We start from the raw sequence: 18817 nt of genomic DNA on the forward strand, positions 1-18817 counted from the left end.
AGATTCTGCTCCTTCATTGAAAAATGCGTGGGTAGGTTCTGCCTTAGCACTCTCCCTAGGAAAAAAGGAGATGATACTATAGCGTCAATAAATAAACAGCATTTTACACCATATCCTACTAAAAACAAAGGTAAGGCACAATGAAATACGCAAAAATACAGCAAATAGTTATTATAACGCTAGAAAAATTATAAAAATGCTATGGAGAAGTTTGTGTAGTTGTCAATGCCTAGATACTTGAAGGAAACGCATTTTATCTAAAACGCTTTACATTTTAAGATAATACGCAAAAATTTTAATGCTCCTCGATTATATTATAAGGAGGTAACCGTGCCAAAAGTAAAAGTGAAAACAAAAGGAATTCCCTCACCTCATCATTATGTTTATCCTGGTACGAACACGCTCAAAAATAAATATGGGATAAAAGACTCCACTGTCTTGATGGATGTGTATGCGCGTAATGTAAAAGAAGGAAGAGCTCAGCTACGTGAAGAACAACTACCATATCGTTTTGATGCCTCCTATTTATGCTATATTCATAAAAGGTTATTTTTTAGCACATTTGAGTGGGCTGGGCAGTTACGTAATGTTCCCTTCACATTTAAAGATGGCACCATTGCTGCCATGCCAGAAATGATGGACCCAGAGTGGGGAACTACTTTTGCACCCAATGATGCAATCCACAAAAACTTACAAAGATTTGATCAAACACTCTTAGAGAAGAATAATTTACAAGGTTTATCGCGCGAAGAATTTGTCAAGCAAGCAGCACCATTATTTGCTTTGCTTCACGTTACACGTCCTTTCAGAGTAGGTAATGGATATACACAGGAGCTCTTTTTTGAAAATCTTGCCAGAGCAGCAGGCCATTCGCTTGACTTTTCGCTTGCAAAACAAGAGGAGATAAATATTGCCTGTATTAAAGCAGGGGAAGAAGGCGATCTAAAACCCTTGAAAAGTTTGTTTGAGCATATCTCTAATCCAGAACATATTTCAAAAAAACAAAGCCGTACGGAAACGCAACAAAAAGGCCATGTTAGCCCTGAACAATGGAAAACCTTAAAAAATGAGGATGAAGCTAGCTTTACAACCTCAAAAACTGGAAATTTTAGCGGCGTTCTCATCCCCAAAAAAAACTTACCCCCATTAGCGAAAACTGAAGTTAATGTAATTGTAAGAGAAGATCCCAATATACGCGAAAGTCGAGAAAAAATTCAAAGTTTATCAAAACTTGTTTATGGCAAGTCAAAAATACTGGACAAACAGATGATGCAGATTGCTACAAACGTTAAAAACCCATCATCTACTGGTTATAAACTTTCCCATCAGATTAAAAGAGATCCTAAGTCTGTTGGCAAGCTTGCGGGTATCAATTTCTGTGGACTGAAAAACGCGAGGCGCAAAACAGCCGAAAAAAATGTGAAGGCACTCGCTGATGAAATTGTAAATTTCTCGCTTACTGTAAGACATGTTCAGAGAGAAATGACTAGAGATTATCAAAACGAACAAAGGCGCTGCGCGATAGAGATCAGAATGCCAACTGAAAACTTGCAAGATCTCCTTGCCTTACCAAAAGAAATGCAGAAAAAAGCCTTAAAAGAATCTCCTGTGCTTTCCGACGAACTCGATACTTTTGTAAAAGCACTCCATAACCGTCTCTCCCCAGATGAGCAAAGAGCAATCAAAAGGGAGAATTATAAGGAACTCGCTACAATGATGAGTCTATCAGAAAAGAAAGCAAGGCAAATTGCAAATGTCGCTCGGTTGGCCAAAGCAGCACATCTGAATTCCGAAACACAAACGCATGCAATAAGTCACTCAAAAGGGCTTGCTATAGCCAGCTCAAAAATATGAGACCCTGCTCATTCATTTGAATATGCGTGGGCAAGCTCTACTAGCACTCTCCCTAGGAAAAAAGGAGATGCATGATAGCATCAGTAAATAAAGGGCATTTTACATCATACCCTATTAAAAAACGAAAGTAAGGCACAATGAAATACACAAAAATACCGCGAACAGTTATTATAGCACGAGAAGAATTACAAAAATGAAGGAAAAAACGCCGCAAAGCTGTTGGTATAACCAGAAATGGCTATATACCTGAAGAGTTAAGGTTTCATTCTGAAACTCTTAAAGATTAAAAGCATACGCGAAAGGGGATATTTGACCAGAGAAATTTAACACTCTCGTAGACAACGTTAGATTATAAGGAGATAATGATGCCAAAAGCAAAAGTGAAAACAAAAGGAATTCCCTCACCTCATCATTATTTTTATCCTGGTACGGACACGCTCAAAAATAAATATGGGATAAAAGACCCCACTGTCTTGATGGAAGTGTATGCGCGTAATGTAGAAGAAGGAAGAGCTCAGCTACGTGAAGAACAACTCCCAGATTATTTTGATGCCTCCTATTTGTGCTATATTCATAAAAGGTTATTTTCTAGAACATTTGAATGGGCTGGGCAGCTGCGTCATGTTCCCTTCACATTTAAAGATGGCACCGTTGCTGTCATGCCAGAAATGATAAGCTCAGAGTGGGGAAGTATTTTTGCAACCGGAGATAAAATCCACAAAGACTTACAAACACTGGATCAAATACTCTTAGAGAAGAATAATTTGCAAGGTTTATCGCGCAAAGAATTTCTCGATGACGCATCCGTATTATTTGCTTCTCTTCACCATACATGTCCTTTCAGACTAGGCAATGAACATGCACAGGAGATCTTTTTTGAAAATCTTGCCGAGGCGGCAGGTCATTCGCTTGACTTTTCGCTCGTAACACAAGATTCTCTAAAGCTTGCCAGTATTAAAGCAGAAGAAGAAGAAGATCTAGAACCTTTGAGAAATTTGTTTGAGCTTATCTCCAATCCACAACGTGTTTCAAAGAAACGCATGAGCCCCACAAAAACGCAACAAAAAGGCCATGTTAGCCCTGAACAACCGAAAACCTTAAAAGACGAAGAAAAAACGGCCTTTACAGTTAGAACAACCAAAGAGCTTGAAAATGTTCTCATCCCAGGAAAAAAATTAGTCCCTTTAGAAAAAAATAAACTTTTTGAAATGATCGCGGAAGATGCCTGTGTCCACACCTGTCGAGAACAAATTGAGATTTTATCAAAACTTGTTTATGGTAACCCCAAAATACTGAACCAAAAGATGGTGGAATTTATTACAAATCCATCATCTGCTCAAGAAACTGCCATCCAGATTAAACTATTACCTGAATCTTTTGCCAAGCTTGCAGGTATCAATTTCTGTGGACTGAAAAACGCGAAGCGCAAAGAGGCTGAAGAATCTAGTGATATGCTCGCTCACGCAATTGTAAATTTTTCGCATGCTGTAAAAAATGCTGAGGAAGAAATTACCCAAGATTATCGAAATGAACAAATGCGTCGTGAGAAAGCGGTCGGAATGCCAAGTGAAGACTTGCAAAATCTCCTTAACTCATCAAAAGAAATGCAGAAAACAATCTTGAGAAACTCTCCTACACTGCAAAAGGAACTCTATGATTTTGTAAAAAACACCAACAATCGTCTCTCCTCAAATGAGCAGAAAGTGATCCAAAACGGTGATTATAAGATGCTCGCTAAAATTATGGATATAACAGAAAATAAAGCAGAGCAAGTTACAAATATCGTTCAGAAAGCCAAAGAAGCGTACCAGCAATCCCAAATGCATACAATGAATCGCTCAAAAGTGCTTGCCATAGCCAGTTAAAAAATATGAGATTCTGCTCCTTCATTGAAAAATGCGTGGGTAGGTTCTGCCTTAGCACTCTCCCTAGGAAAAAAGGAGATGATACTATAGCGTCAATAAATAAACAGCATTTTACACCATATCCTACTAAAAACAAAGGTAAGGCACAATGAAATACGCAAAAATACAGCAAATAGTTATTATAACGCTAGAAAAATTATAAAAATGCTATGGAGAAGTTTGTGTAGTTGTCAATGCCTAGATACTTGAAGGAAACGCATTTTATCTAAAACGCTTTACATTTTAAGATAATACGCAAAAATTTTAATGCTCCTCGATTATATTATAAGGAGGTAACCATGCCAAAAGTAAAAGTGAAAACAAAAGAAATTCCCTCACCTCATCATTATTTTTATCCTGGTACGGACACGCTCAAAAATAAATATAGAATAAAGGATCCTAAAGTTCTCTCTATAAAATGTTCGCGTGAGATAGAAAAGGCAATGGTCAATCTGCGCCAAGAACTTCCACCAAAACAGCTTGATAGCTCCTATCTAAAATATATTCACCTCTGTTTGTTTGAAGATATATTTGAATGGGCCGGACAGACACGTGATGAATCCTTTACATTTGCAGATGGCTCTTCTGCCACTAGACCAAAAACAAAAAAAAAGGGACAGGCAATCCCTTTTGAAACCGGTGATAAAATTCAAGAAGGCTTAAAAAAATTAGATCAAGTGCTTATTGAAAAAAACAATTTGCAATATTTAACACGTGAAGAATTTATCAATGAAGCCTTAAAAATTTTTATATCTCTCAGACATATCCACCCTTTTATAAAAGGGAATAGGTGTACACGACAAATTTTTCTTGAAAAGCTTGGACAAGTTGCAGGACATCACCTTGATTTTTCTCTTGTGACAAAAGAACATATGGATCTTGTCAGCATTAAAGCAGAAGAAGGCGATCTGGAACCTTTGAGAAATTTGTTTGAGCTTATCTCCAATCCACAACGTATTTCAAAGGAACTCCTGAGCCCCACAAAAACGCAACAAAAAGGCCATGTTAGCCCTGAACAACGGAAAACCTTAAAAGACTATGACAAAACGGCCTTTGCAGTTAGAACAACCAAAGAGCCTGAAAATGTTCTCATCCCAGGAAAAAAATTAGTCCCTTTAGCAAAAAATGAACTTTTTGAAATAATGTCAGAAAATCCCGGTATTCTTGTAGGTCGACAACAAATTCTACGTTTTGCAAAACATGTATACCGCAACCCCAAAATATTGGATGAAAAAATACCGCAGATGATTAAAGAACCAGATTTGTGTGAAACACTCGCCGATCAAATTGAAAAATTTCCTCGCTCTGTTTCTCGCCTTGCAGGTATTAAAATATTTCGATGGAAAAGCGCAGCACGCAAAAGAGCTGAAGAACATGTTTCACTCCTTAGTTTTGCAATTAGAAACTACAAGAGTATTATTGAACAAGCTCAAAAAACTCTCCTCCAAGAGCATCAAGCAACCAAGAATAAGGATTATTTGAAACATTCCCAAAGCATTAATATATCAGAAAGTAAAGCAAAAGTAATGACAGACATCGTTCAGAAAACCAAACAAGCACTTCAACAATCCCAATGATCGAAGTGAAACGTACAAAATCACTCATAATAGCTAATTTGCATCTTCATTGTAATCTTCATAAGGCGCTGTTTTGATAATATCCCACCTCATAAGAAGATACTTTTTACAGCATACTCATATAAACTGAAAGTTAAGACAAAAATGAAATATACAAAAACGCAACTGGCACTTATTTTAGCGCCAATCGCTTTAGGTGCCTTAACAGTATTTCTTGTTCCTCATTTGTTATCGTTTATAATAAGCGAGATGGGAGATGATCAGATTTATTGGTATCTTCGCTCAAAACCCTTATTGGAATTAACGCTGGTTGCCTTTGTTTCATTATTTTATAGCCTCTCACAAAAACTACACCTGCGCAAAGCAATCACGCTTGTCTCAGCTCTCTTTTTTGCAATCATCGCTTTTTACCATATTGTCGGCGAAATAAAGCGTTTAAGCCCCTACGTTGGTCAACAAGGGATAACCTGGAGTTATGCTCTCCAGTTTATGGATTCTATGGTTGTCCTTGGTGTTATCATTGGCATAGCTCTTTTAGCAATCCAATTCATCACAACCGTTCCGCGCACAAACAAAATCAAAAGAGCCAAAAAAGGGATTTTCGGTGATGCCTCATGGATGAATTTAAGAGAGGCAGCAAAAATTTTTCCTGCTAATGGTCAAATTGTTGTTGGCGAAAGATACCGTGTTGATAAAGATAGTGTATGCAATATTCCCTTTGCACCTGGCAATAAAACAACATGGGGAAAAGGTGGGAAAGCGCCTTTGCTCACCTTTAATCTTGATTTTGGTTCAACCCACATGATTTTTTTTGCCGGTTCTGGTGGATATAAAACAACAAGTACAGTGGTTCCTACATGTTTAAAATATCCAGGCTCTATTGTTTGTCTTGATCCTTCAACCGAAGTTGCACCAATGGTTAAATTTGCGCGGCAAAGAATGGGCAACAGAAATGTTATTGTTCTTGATCCCAATTCAATTTTAACAAAAAATTTTAATGTGCTCGATTGGCTTTTAGATGATAGTGTACCACGTACACAACGTGAAGCCAATATTGTAGGTTTTTCGAAATTGCTTCTCACGGATAAAAAGTCAGATAATTCTTCAGCAGAATACTTTTCGACACAAGCGCATAATCTTTTAACCGCTCTTCTTGCACATGTGGTATTTTCTGATGAATATGACGAGAGTGAGCGCAATTTAAAAACATTGCGTGGAATTTTGTCTCAATCAGAAACAGCTGTTGTCAATCAATTACGCATGATACAAGAAACAACACCTTCTCCTTTTATTCGTGAAATGGTTGGTATTTTTACGGAAATGGCAGAGCAAACTTTTTCAGGGGTCTATACAACCGCATCAAAAGACACCCAATGGCTTTCTTTGTCTAATTACGCTGATCTTGTTTGTGGAGATGATTTTGCATCCTCGGATATTACAAATGGAAAGACAGATGTCTTTCTTAATCTCCCTGCAAGCATTTTAAACAGTTATCCAGCAATTGGACGGGTTATTATTGGTGCCTTTCTTAATGCAATGGTTACAGCTGATGGAAACTACAAAAAGCGTGTTTTGTTTGTCTTGGATGAAGTTGATCTTCTTGGTTATATGAATATTTTAGAAGAAGCACGCGATCGTGGTCGTAAATACGGCACATCCTTGATGCTCTTTTATCAATCCTTTGGTCAATTGGTCAATCACTTTGGTGAATCGGGTGCACGATCATGGTTTGAAAGCTGCTCCTTTGTGAGTTATGCCGCCATTAAAGACCTTCAAACAGCCAAAGATATTTCAGAGCGTTGTGGTCAAATGACGGTTGAAGTAGCTGGCACAAGCAAATCGAGAGGTATATCTTTAGGAAAGAGCTCTTACAACATCAACTATCAACAAAGAGCACTGATTTTACCGCACGAAATTATTCAAGAAATGCGTCAAGATGAACAAATTATTCTTATGCAAGGACAGCCTCCTTTGCGATGTGGTCGAGCGATCTATTTTAGAAGAAAAGAAATGTTAGCGGCGGCTGAAAAGAACCGTTTTGCCCCACAAGCAAAGAAAAAATGAAACACACCCTCTTATACGTATTGAGCTTTAAAACAATAACAACCGTAGGAAAGATAAAAAGCACGCGTTCTATTTCATAATAGCCCATTAAAAAAGAATTTTTATATGAAAAAATAAGAAAAATCCTTAATTGTTGCTTTTATTCTTGTGCTTACCAACGCTAATATTTTTATGAAGATTCTCCAACTAACTAAATAAAGAATAGCATTTAATCTTTATACTTTACACATCCATCAAAGAGCTTTTGAAGACAGTTCTTTTGAGAGAAAACTGCATAAGAACTCTATTATTTTTGACAAAAATAAACAGGCGCGAAAAGCATACCAGAGAATCTTTTTACAAGAAAATAAAAAAGGAAACATGTATAAAAACGACCTGCATGGATGATCCTTTATCCACATACAAACAGAGTTACAAAGGCACCGTAAAACAGTTGATACAGCCAGAAATCCCCATATATTTAAGAGCATGGGCCCCTTCCCCAAATACTCAAAATCTCAACAAATGCGCGAAGGGAGACTTTTTACACAAAAAGTTTAGCACACTTTCATCGGCTACCCTATCATATAAGGAAAGAATATATGTTAGAGCAGAATTATCTATATAAGAAGAGCACAACATTAAAAAATAAATATGGCATCAAAAATCCACAAAAACTTTATGAACGCTGTACCCATGAAGCAGCCAGAGCAGCCGTAAATTTCCGCTATGAACCACCACCTCAAAAATTTAATGCCGCTTATCTGAAATTAATTCACTGGAACCTCTTCCATCAAAGTTTTGAGTGGGCCGGACAAACCCGTGATACTCTCTTTACATTTGAAGATGGCAGCTCAGCCTATATGCCAGCTATGCGACCTATAGGCCATGAGACTCCTTTTGCTGTCGGACCACAGATTAAAAAAGAGCTTCAAAAATTAGAAGAAATTCTTAGTGAAAAGAATAATTTACAAGGCTTATCGCGCCAAGAGTTTGCTGAAAGTGCCGCTGAAATCTTTATATTACTCAACCATATACATCCCTTCAGAAAAGGCAATGGACATACACAACGAATGTTTATGGAAAAACTTGGACAAGCAGCAAACCACACCATTGACTTTTCTTGTATTACAAAAGAACGCATGACTATTGCCTGTATTGAAGCAATGCAGCATAGCAATTCAGAACCGATGCAACATCTCTTTGAGGATATCACCCATCCGCAAAAATCACTTATCTTAAAGGAATTTATTTCCCAGATGAAAAATTCTGGACTTGAGACGATCAACAATCGTATGGTCCTCGCCGCAAAAGAAGGTGTACCTTATGATGGCATCTATAGAGGTTGTGCAGCAGAAGGTTTTGTTATAGAGGTGGGGGACATTTTCATCGTTGGTCACAAAGATGATCTGCTGCCAGAACAAATTAAAACACTAAAAGACGGTGACTATATCTTTTTTCAAAAGTCCAACGTTCAAAACTTACAAGAAATACTGATCCCCTCAGAAACATTAGCACCTCTCACGCATGAGGAATTGTATACAAAGATTGCAAATAATCCTTATGTCAAAACAAACCGAAAAGAAGTTGAGAATTTATCAAAGATTGTTTATGGCAACCGGCAAGCCTTAAGCATAAAAATGGATATAATAAATGCAGACCCAAGCTTGGGCAGAGTATTTGCTAATCAAATTACCCAAAATCCTCAATCGATTTGTAAGTTTGCAGGTATTAAAATGCTTTGTGTGAGCAGCTTAAACCGCAGACATGCTGAACAAACGGTTCCACAGCTGAGTAAAATGCTTAAAAATTATGTTATCGCAACGCAACAAGCCAAGGATGAAATTCTAGAGCGACATCAAAGAGAACAAAATCGTTTAGGAAAATCTGTCAAAAAACCAGGGAAAGAATTGCAAAACCTTTTTGCCTTACCACTACAAAAACAAAAAGACCTCCTGTCCCATTCTACATCACTGCAAAAACAACTTCATGTTTTTTGGCGTCAATTACAAAATCGTTTATCGACAGAAGATCGTAATGCCATAAAGGAAAATGATTGTACGAGACTTTTTCATCTTCTTGGTATATCAGAAAGTAAAGCAAAAGAAATTTCTCAAACTGTAAAATTAGTGAAAGCAGCACAATGTGAGGTACGCTCTTTCAGAGTTAGACGTAGCTCATCTGTGTCTCTTACCAATTAAACATTGAGCATGATTTTATGATTCCTCTCATCTCTTGATGCAAATCACTTTATGCGAATGATGCTGAGGGATGTTGCACAATATTACAGAAAATCTCTCTCATTATAGATCTCGTAATTTTATATAACGCATTGATAAAGTACCATTTAAAAAAACTATAATAAAAACACAAAATGCTATTATAGTGAGCGAAAATAGTGAAAGATTTTTTGGAAATCATTTCAAGCCGCATTCTCCTTTGTATAAAAGCTATCAAAGCATAGAGACGATGGAGAATGCACCGGAGAGGTTTTCTAAAATTAAAAAGCCTAAAGGAAGAAAACATGAAAAAAAGTCATTCCCCTCAGTATCCAATAACCCAAAAAGTACTAGAAGAACAGATTAAGAAATTAAGGAAAGTACGACCCTCGCCTTATTCAGAGGAGCCTGTCCAAGCAGATATTAATGTCGGAGAGTCCAGTAGCAAAAAACCGTCAGAGGAAGTTATCTATGCAGATATTATTATAGGAGAACCCAGTGGCAAGCCCCGCCCAAAGCCAGAAGAAACTATCTACGCAGAGGTTAATGTAGGAGAATCCAGCGCCAGACCCCACCCAGAGGCAACGGTGCGCGCAGGTGCTTCTTCACAAGTCAAACTGCCTCTTACACAAGAAGAGCTTGCTAGCAAGCTTCAAAAAAACGCAACGATCCAAAATTTTCAAGAAAAAATTAGATCTTTGTGTGAAACTGTTTATGGCAACAGAAACACCCTCGATATGCAACTTAACAAGGTTCTTAAAAATCCTGACGTAGGAACTCGTCTCTCATACGATCTTGCTGGAAGTCCTGAAATCTTTGGCCCGTTTAGGGGTAAACAAGTACTTGGCATAAAGAGTCCAGCGCGCAAAAGAGCTGAAGAAGGTTCTTGGAACCTGTGTGAAACTGTTGAGCAATATGTATGCCATGTAAAACAACTAGCCAAAGAAATGAAACAGCCTGATTATGTAAAAAATGAAAAGCTTCAGAAAAAAAGTGCAATGAGAGATCATCATTATCCCACAAAAGAAAAACAACACACTGTTAGAGAACAAGACGTACAACAACGCAGACATCCTCCTAAACAAGGAATCGCTATATAAGCGTGCACAATGTAAAAATGCGCAAACTTTTGCTTTTAATCTAATCTCTTGGTGTAGGCTATTTGATCGGGAGTACACCAAGAAGGGCTGGGTGATATTACAGAAAATATCCATCAAAAATAATTCTCGTAATTTTATATATACATTAGTGAAATACCACAAAAAAGATGTATTAAAAACACAAATACATATTACAGTGGCCGAGAATAGCGGAAGATTTTTTAGAGATCATTTAAAGTAACATTCTTCTTTGTATAAAAGCTATCAAAGCATAGAGACGATGGAGAATGCGCCAAAAAGGTTTTCTAAATTTAAAACCTAAAGGAAGCAAACATGAAAAAAAATCATTCCCAACAGCATCCAATAAACCCAGAAGCGCTATATGCACAGGTTAATAAACAAAGGAAAGTACAGCGCCCGCCTCATCCAGAGACAACTGCCCACGCAGATGTTAATGTAAGAGGACGTGGTAGCAGCCCCCGCCCAGAAGAAACGATCTACGCAGATATTAATATAGCAGGACGTGGTCGCAAACACCACTCAGAGGAAACAATCTACGCAGATGTTAATGTAGCAGAACGTGGTCGCAAACACCACTCAGAAGAAACGATCTACGCAAATGTTAATGTAGCAGGACGTGGTCGCAAACACCACTCAGAGGAAACAATCTACGCAGATGTTAATGTAGCAGGACGTGGTCGCAAACACCACTCAGAAGAAACTGTCTACGCAGATGTTAATGTAGCAGGACGTGGTCGCAAACACCACTCAGAGGAAACTGTCTACGCAGATGTTAATGTAGCAGGACGTGGTCGCAAACACCACTCAGAAGAAACTGTCTACGCAAGTGTTAGTAAAACAACAACACCTCTCACGAACGGTCAGATAGCTACAAGGCTTTTAAAGGAGCAAGACGTCCAACATTGTTCAAGAGCAGTCCAAGAGTTGTGCGCTACTGTTTATGGTGACCAGCATGCTTTAAATAAAGAGCTTGCTGCGATTCTAGAAAATCCTAATAATGGAGAGAGTGTCTTACGGAAGGTTGCTGAAAATCCTGAAGGACCTAGCCCGCTTAGAGGTAGAGAAGTATTTGGTATAAAAAGTCCAGCACGCAAAGAAGCTGAAGAGAAATTTTCCTCCCTCTATGATGCTCTCAACGATTATGTACGTACCGTACAAAAGGGATACAGGGGTATTGTATGTGAACATGATAGACAGCAAAAGCATGAAAGAAGAGAAGGCCAAGAAAAACAATTAGAACGCAGAGCCCATCATCATGCAAAAGAAAAACAACAAGCTGTTGGAGAACAAAGCGTACAACAACGCAAACATTCTCCTAAACAAGGAATGGCTATGGCTATGTAAGCGTGCATAATGTAAAAGTGCGCAAACTTTTGCTTTTAATCTAATCTCTTGGTGTAAACTATTTGATCGAGATTACACCAAGAAAGCGTGGGTGTTATTACAAAAAATCTCTATCAAAGATAGTCCCTGCAATTTTATACAACTTATTGATAAATTTCATAAAAAAGCTTTATTAGAGGCATAAATATTGATCAACATAATGACGAATAGCGTAGATTATTTGGAGGTTATTCAATCTGATATTTTCCTTTAATAAAAAACAGAAAGATGAAGGACGCACCAAAGGGGTTTTCTAAATTAAAAAGCCTAAGGAAGGAGGCAAGTATGAGAAAAAAACATTCCCCCTATAAGCCACTAAACGAAACAGTGATATATAAAAAGGCTGATCAACCAGGAAGAGAACAGCGTTCAGAGGAAGCTATCTACACAGATATTAACATAAAAAAACACAGTGATGGACAACACTCAAGACAAAATATCTACGCATATGTTGCTCCACAACACAAGAGAGCAAAACATCTTTGCGATGAAGAAATTGTTCAAAAAATTAAAGATAACGAATATGTGCAAGGATTTAGTGAAGAAACTACTCGTTTGAGCAAAGTTGTTTTTGGTAAGTCGAATGTTTTACAGAAAAAGATGGACGATATTCTCAGAAATCCTGATATAGGAAGAGGGCTTTCACGGGAAATACTAGGTAATCCTAGATCTTGTCACGGTCTTGCTGGTTATAATTTTTGTGGCTTTAGGACGAAAGCGCGCATAAAAGCCGAAAAAGATCTAGTATGGCTGTGTGCTGCTCTTGACGCTTATATAGGCGTTGTAAGACAGATGAGAGAACAGTTGACGTATACCCATGGTAGAGAAGAAAAACGCCTTGGTGTGCAAACAGAAGATATTGCACAACACCTTCAGAAAACAAAAGAGAGACGACAAGACTCTCAAGAGCAAAGGAGGCAACTACGCGAGCACACTCTTTCCAAAAAAGCACCCTTGGCTGTGTAAGCGTGCAGAACATAAAAGTGTGTAAGCTTTTGCCTTTAATTTAATCTCTTAGTGTAGGTTACTTGATTGAGGTTACGCTAAGAGTGAGGGGGGAATATCACAGAAAATATCTATCAAAAATAGTCCCTGTAATTTTAAACAAATTATTGATCAATTTCATAAAAAAAGCTGTATTAAAGACATAAATGTTGATTAAGATTAGCTGCGGATAGCGCAAATTCTTTGGAGGTCATTCAAATTGATATTTTCCTTTGTATAAATATAAAAACATAAAAACGAAGGATGCACCAAAGAGGTTTTCTGAAAAATTATTGAAAGGAAACATGTATGAAAAAAAATCGACCGTCATCTTCTCCACATTCTTCGGTACAAGAACTTATAAAACACTATGACGAAACGGCCAGACAATCATCTACAGTAAAAGGCCATCACGCAACAAGTGTCTCTAAAAGCAAAAAATCAGTTCCTATAAAAGAGGAAAAAGAGGCACTTCTTTTGGAAGAAAACGCTATATCTAACAGTACTAGCGATACAGAATACACACACGCGTCGGCTATTACCAAAAATTTAACAGAGAATCTCATGAGAGAAAGAAGCACCAAGAGCGAACAGCAAGAAACAATTGTACACACAACAGCTGCTTCACAAAGGACGATAAGTGCCCTCTCACAGACAGAAATTACGCAATTAATTGCACATAACAAGTGGCTTCGAGCATATAAAGAAGAAGTTTTCTACTGGTCCAAAGAAGCTTTTGGCAAAAGACATATTTTGCAGGAAAAAATTAGTGAAATTCAAAGAAACCCTGCCTTAGAAGAAGATCTCTCATGGCAACTTGCAGCACATCCTGAAAGAATCTGTAAACTTCCTGGTATCAATATATGTGGCATAAAAAATAAAACACGCAAAAAAGCTGAAAGGTGTTTGACTATCCTGTGTGCCACTATTGATCGTTATAGGGAATCTGTGAGAAGTGCGAGAGAAAGTCTCCTTCAGTCTCCACAAATAGAATTAAAGCGCTATGAAGAACTTATAGGCAATGAAAAAATATCCCAAATCTTACAAAGCTCGCATCATCCTGGAGAAGGAAAACAATTCCTTGTAAGTACAGAAGTTACTTGTATAGCTCAACAGGATTCAACGGTCAAAAGTCATCAAGCACAAATAATACATTGGTCCCGAATTGTATTTGGAAAGCCGGATATTTTGCAGGGAAAAATTGAAAGTGTATTAAACGACCCCTCTACAAGCACTGAGCTCGTACAGCAACTTACAGAAAACCCTTGGTCTTTTCATAAACTTTCCGGTATCGATGTATGTGGCTTTAAAAATAAAGCACGCAAAAATGCTGAAGAAAATCTTTCGCAGCTAGTTGGCTCTGTTAACAATTTTGTAGATGCTGTCAAGCAGGCAAGAAAAAATATTTTGCAAGACTATCAGGCACAAGAAGGATGCCGTAAGCCGTTTACAGAATTAGCGGAAAACTTGTCTAAACAACAAGACTTATCGAAGTCTCCGGAGTGCTTATTATTAGCAAATGAGCGTCATGAGATTCCTGAAACTTCTAGACAGTCACGTGAAAGAATACAAAGCGTCCAACCACGCAAAGCTCCAAGAACAAAAACACTAGCTCTCGCTAGCTGAGCGTTCACAAGGTACGCTTTAGCTTTTAATCGGGTTTCTTGGCGTGAATCCCGCAGAGTGATTTGTGCCAAGAGTATCGTACAATAATCATTTAAATTAAGAGACTCTTTAATCAAATAATAAGCGCAAAAAATATACTAAAGAGTTTTCTATACAAATATTTTAAAAGCTTGAAAGGAACACATGTATGGAAAAAGAACACCCCTCTTCTTCATCTCCCACGTCAGAAAAAACACAAAAATATTCTGAACAATCTAACACAGCATCTTTTAAGTCAGAAACTACATACACAGCAGTTAAACCGCAAAAACCACCTCGCTCACGTAAGAAAATCATTGATAAAACGCAGCATGATCCAATGACCGGAGTGCATGCAGAAAAAACCCAGCATTGGTCTAAAGCTGCTTATCTCAGTGATCATGCCTCTTTAAATTTAGAGACTACACACACAACAGCAGTTACACCACAAAAAGCACCTCTCTCGCAGGAGGAAATGATTAATAAGGTGAAAAATGATCCAGCAGTCAGAGTTTGTGCAGAAAAAGTCCAACGTTGGTCCAAAACTGTCTATGGCAATAGCAATGTTTTGAATGCAGAAATTAACAACATCCTGAAAAATCCTGCAGCCAAAAATCCACTTTTAAGGACAATAAAAGAAAATCCTACATCTATTCACAGGCTTGCAGGTGCGAAAATCCTTGGCTTAAAAACGAACGCACGGAGAGAATCTGAAAGATCTTTACCTTATTTATGTTCCGCCATTCGTGTTTATGCGGAAGCTGTATGCCAGACATATGAAGGTACGAATATCACAGCTACAATAGAGGATGCAGCGGTGGGAAAAAACCTGCAAAAATCGCTTTCTACTGAAACAGCAGGTGTGTCTCTCTCAAATGAGAGAGTTACAAGTTTAGTCCAAAGTAGTCCAAGCGTTCAAAGATATTACCAGCGAATTGAACATTGGAGCCAAGTCGTATATGGTAAATCGAATGTTTTTCAGAAACAAATGGAAGACATGCTAGACGATCCTACTATAGTAGGGCAACTTTTATGGGATATTGCTAGAAAGCCTCACTCTTTTCATAAAATCGCTGGTCATAAAATAGGCAGCTTTAAAGATAATGCACGCAGATGTGCTGAAAATAGTCTGACGCATCTGCGCGACGCTTTTAAAAATTACGCAGACGTTATAACACAAACAAAAGAGTCTATTTTACAAGGACAGGAAATACAACAAAAAGACGTTAACATATCAAAAAGCCAGAAAAAAGAAGTCATACAAGAAAGACATCATACTCAACAACGCGGCGTGCAACAACATAAAGTTAAGGGTGGAAAAGGGATGGCTTTAGCTCTGTAAACATGCATAAAATGAGCTTTAACTTTTAAGCAAACCCTTTGGTGCAAATCATTTTGAGGAATTTACACCAAAGGGCAGTCTAATAGTGGAGCAAAAATCTTACGAGAGTGTTCCCATAACTTTGTATAACTTATTGATTAAGTTCTATGCAAAGCTGTTTACGTTAACCTACTTATTTTTTGGGAAAAAATGAAGGGCTTCAAAGAAGCCTTTCTATGGGAGAGGAATTTGCGTGGACAAGCTTAAACAACCCGCTGTTTTTCGGCAAGTATGCAAATAAAAAGCTGCTTGGCATCAAGAGTCCACATCGTAAATATACTGAAGAAAATGTTACACAACCAAGTGAAGCACTTTAAAAATTATATATAAAAACCACACAAAAAACAAAGAATGCGATTTAGTGCAACATCAAAGAAAACAAAAAGAGGTTTTTATTCTATACATTTGCAACAACAACTCTATGTTTTGGGATATTAGTGACAAAATTACGTAACATCAAAAAATTGTAGAACCTCACAGAAAAAATCCCACAAGACTTTCTTACATGCTTGGTGTCTCAAAAAACAAAAGCAATTTTTCAAACTATAAAGCTTGCTAAAAAACGCTAGGCATGGATCTTCAAAAAACCAATCACACCTCATTGATATCTCTTACTGATAAAACAGAAGTCAGCTCTTCATCTGCTCCCTTAGAGCAAATCATTTCACTACAATTGCACCGAGAGCTATTATAAAATTTTATACATAAAAATACCAGATTCAGTAATTCTATATTGATTTTATATAACCTATCAATAAGATTTTATAAAAAATACAAATGTTAGTTTTAGTGCGCACAAATGGCATCGAATTTTTGAAGATCACTAAAATTACTCTATCTCTTTGTACAAAAACTATCAAAGGGTAAAAATAAAAATTACACTAAAGAATTTTTTAAAAAAATAATTCTCAAAAGGAGACATTTATGAAAGAAAAAAAAACATCCCCTTCAGTAAAAGAACTAATAAAATACTATGAACAAGTAAAAACAGAAATACCTCAACTTGAAGGGCGCTATGTAAGAGTTATTCCAAAAAACACAAAGTCAGTTCCTATACTGAAAAAAAAGGAGCAAAGACAAGCTCTTTTTAGAGAAACCGCTTCCGCTACTAAAAAAAATCCAACAAGACCCCTAACAACAGATAACATGATGGAAGATAGGCCACAAGCAAAAAAAACACACGTAGAAATCCCTTCACGAAAAGCAAAAATAACTCTCTCAGAAGAACAAATTACAAAGTTAGTTCCATACAATTCATTGGTTAAAGGATATAAAAGAGACCTTTACCAACACTGCCAAATTGTTTATGGCAACGAAAGGGCTTTGCAGGAAAAAATAAAAGAAATACAACAAAACCCAGCTATAGGAAAGGATCTTACATGGCAAATTGCACTAAATCCTGATAATTTTTCTAAACTTGCTGGTCGCAATATATGTGGCGTAAAAAATGAACAACGCAAACAAGCTGAAGAGAGTATTACGCATCTGTGTGATGCTATCGATCGTTTTACAGGGGTTGTAGAATATGCAAGAGAATGCCTGACGCGGTTTCCAAATATGGAACTAAAGCGCTATGGAAAATTAATGAGCCCTAGAAAAATGGCTAGAATTTTACAAACTCCAGATCATTCTGAAAGAGAAAAAGGGCCCCTTTCAAATGCAGAAATTACTGCAAGAATTCAAAAATATCCTGAAGTCCAAAGACATCAAGCACAAATACAATATTGGTCTAAAACTGTTTTTGGGAATTCAAGTGCTTTGCAAAAACAAACTGAGTGTTTGCTCGAAGATCCCTCTATGGGAGATATTTTAATGCAACACCTTGCGGTCAAACCTGAGTCTTTTCATAAACTTGCCGGTGTCAGCATGTGTGGCATAAAAAATAAAGCACGCAGACATGCTGAAACAGGTCTTGTACGCATGATTGAATATGTTGACCGTTTTGCAGATGCGGTAGAGCAGGCAAGAGAGGGTATTCTGCAGAACCAACACAGACAACAAGACTTATCAAAGGCTCCTGAGCGCTTATCAGCAACCATGCATCATGAGGTTCCTGAAACTTCTAGACAGGCACAAGAAAGAGCGCAAAGCGTTCGACCACGCAAAACTCTAGGTACAAAAGCACTGGCTCTCGTCAGCTAAACAGACACAAGATAAGCTTTAACTTTTTAATAAAATTTCTGGGCGCAAATCCTGCAAGATGGTTTGCGCCAAAAAGAGAGCAAAATATTTCCCATAATTTAATACAACTTATTGATTGACACAAAAAAAACGTATAAAAAACATATATTGACACGTTATGTGTCGTGCAAAGTCTTAGGAAATCATTCGAGTGAAGATACCCTTTTGAATAAAAGGCTATCCCAAAATAAGAATGAAAAATACGTCAAAAGAGTTTTTTGAGAAAATACTGTAAAACTTAAAAGGATATACGTATGGGAAAAAAACAGCTTTCTTCTCTTTCATCCCGCACGCCAAAAGAAACAGAAAAACACCATAAACAACATGCCACAGCATCGCGCGATTTAGAGAGTCTACAGACAACAACTGCACCACAAAAGCCACCTCTCTCGAAGAAAGAAATCCTTGAGAAGGTGCGGTGTTCTCCATTGGTCGAAGTTTATGCAGAAGACATCCAACGTTGGAGCAACGCTGTTTATGGCAGTGAGAGTGCTTTGCATACAGAAACTGAAAAGATCCTCGAAAA

The 18817-nt window shown here is 37.5% G+C and carries 13 protein-coding genes; all 13 read left to right on the plus strand.

What is annotated here, in order from left to right; translation table 11 throughout:
* The first annotated feature begins 330 nt into the window (after positions 1-330).
* Positions 331-1854: a BID domain-containing T4SS effector gene (locus J7R13_RS07065; RefSeq protein WP_208438065.1), complete on the plus strand. Its 1524-nt coding sequence runs from the start codon at positions 331-333 to the stop codon at positions 1852-1854.
* A 365-nt stretch (positions 1855-2219) separates the two neighbouring features.
* Positions 2220-3719 carry a BID domain-containing T4SS effector gene (locus J7R13_RS07070; RefSeq protein WP_208438064.1) on the plus strand — a complete coding sequence of 500 codons (1500 nt, stop codon included), beginning with the start codon at positions 2220-2222 and terminating at the stop codon, positions 3717-3719.
* A 338-nt stretch (positions 3720-4057) separates the two neighbouring features.
* On the plus strand, positions 4058-5335 hold the full coding sequence (locus J7R13_RS07075; RefSeq protein WP_208438066.1) for a BID domain-containing T4SS effector: 1278 nt from the start codon (positions 4058-4060) through the stop codon (positions 5333-5335).
* A gap of 144 nt (positions 5336-5479) precedes the next feature.
* The gene (gene traG, locus J7R13_RS07080; protein WP_208438067.1) at positions 5480-7399 is read left to right on the plus strand and encodes a Ti-type conjugative transfer system protein TraG; all 1920 of its coding nucleotides are present in this window, start codon (positions 5480-5482) and stop codon (positions 7397-7399) included.
* A gap of 581 nt (positions 7400-7980) precedes the next feature.
* Entirely contained in the window at positions 7981-9579 is a 1599-nt protein-coding gene (locus J7R13_RS07085) for a BID domain-containing T4SS effector (RefSeq protein WP_208438068.1), read from the plus strand.
* 323 nt (positions 9580-9902) lie between these two features.
* On the plus strand, positions 9903-10697 hold the full coding sequence (locus tag J7R13_RS07090) for a BID domain-containing T4SS effector (RefSeq protein WP_208438069.1): 795 nt from the start codon (positions 9903-9905) through the stop codon (positions 10695-10697).
* A gap of 333 nt (positions 10698-11030) precedes the next feature.
* Positions 11031-12062, plus strand: coding sequence for a BID domain-containing T4SS effector (locus J7R13_RS07095; protein WP_208438070.1), 1032 nt, complete (start codon positions 11031-11033; stop codon positions 12060-12062).
* A 324-nt stretch (positions 12063-12386) separates the two neighbouring features.
* Positions 12387-13067 carry a BID domain-containing T4SS effector gene (locus J7R13_RS07100; RefSeq protein ID WP_208438071.1) on the plus strand — a complete coding sequence of 227 codons (681 nt, stop codon included), beginning with the start codon at positions 12387-12389 and terminating at the stop codon, positions 13065-13067.
* A gap of 327 nt (positions 13068-13394) precedes the next feature.
* On the plus strand, positions 13395-14711 hold the full coding sequence (locus tag J7R13_RS07105) for a BID domain-containing T4SS effector (protein ID WP_208438072.1): 1317 nt from the start codon (positions 13395-13397) through the stop codon (positions 14709-14711).
* Positions 14712-14898: 187 nt separating this feature from the next.
* A complete protein-coding gene (locus tag J7R13_RS07110) occupies positions 14899-16071 on the plus strand; it encodes a BID domain-containing T4SS effector (protein WP_208438073.1) in 1173 nt (390 codons plus the stop codon).
* A gap of 215 nt (positions 16072-16286) precedes the next feature.
* Entirely contained in the window at positions 16287-16427 is a 141-nt protein-coding gene (locus J7R13_RS07115; RefSeq protein ID WP_208438074.1) for a hypothetical protein, read from the plus strand.
* A gap of 607 nt (positions 16428-17034) precedes the next feature.
* Positions 17035-18252, plus strand: a complete 1218-nt coding sequence (locus J7R13_RS07120; protein WP_208438075.1) for a BID domain-containing T4SS effector — start codon at positions 17035-17037, stop codon at positions 18250-18252.
* A 293-nt stretch (positions 18253-18545) separates the two neighbouring features.
* Positions 18546-18817: hypothetical protein (locus J7R13_RS07125; RefSeq protein WP_425523230.1), on the plus strand; the 272-nt coding region annotated here is incomplete at its 3' end.

Source organism: Bartonella taylorii 8TBB, assembly GCF_902825155.1.
Taxonomy (GTDB): Bacteria; Pseudomonadota; Alphaproteobacteria; order Rhizobiales; family Rhizobiaceae; genus Bartonella; species Bartonella taylorii_A.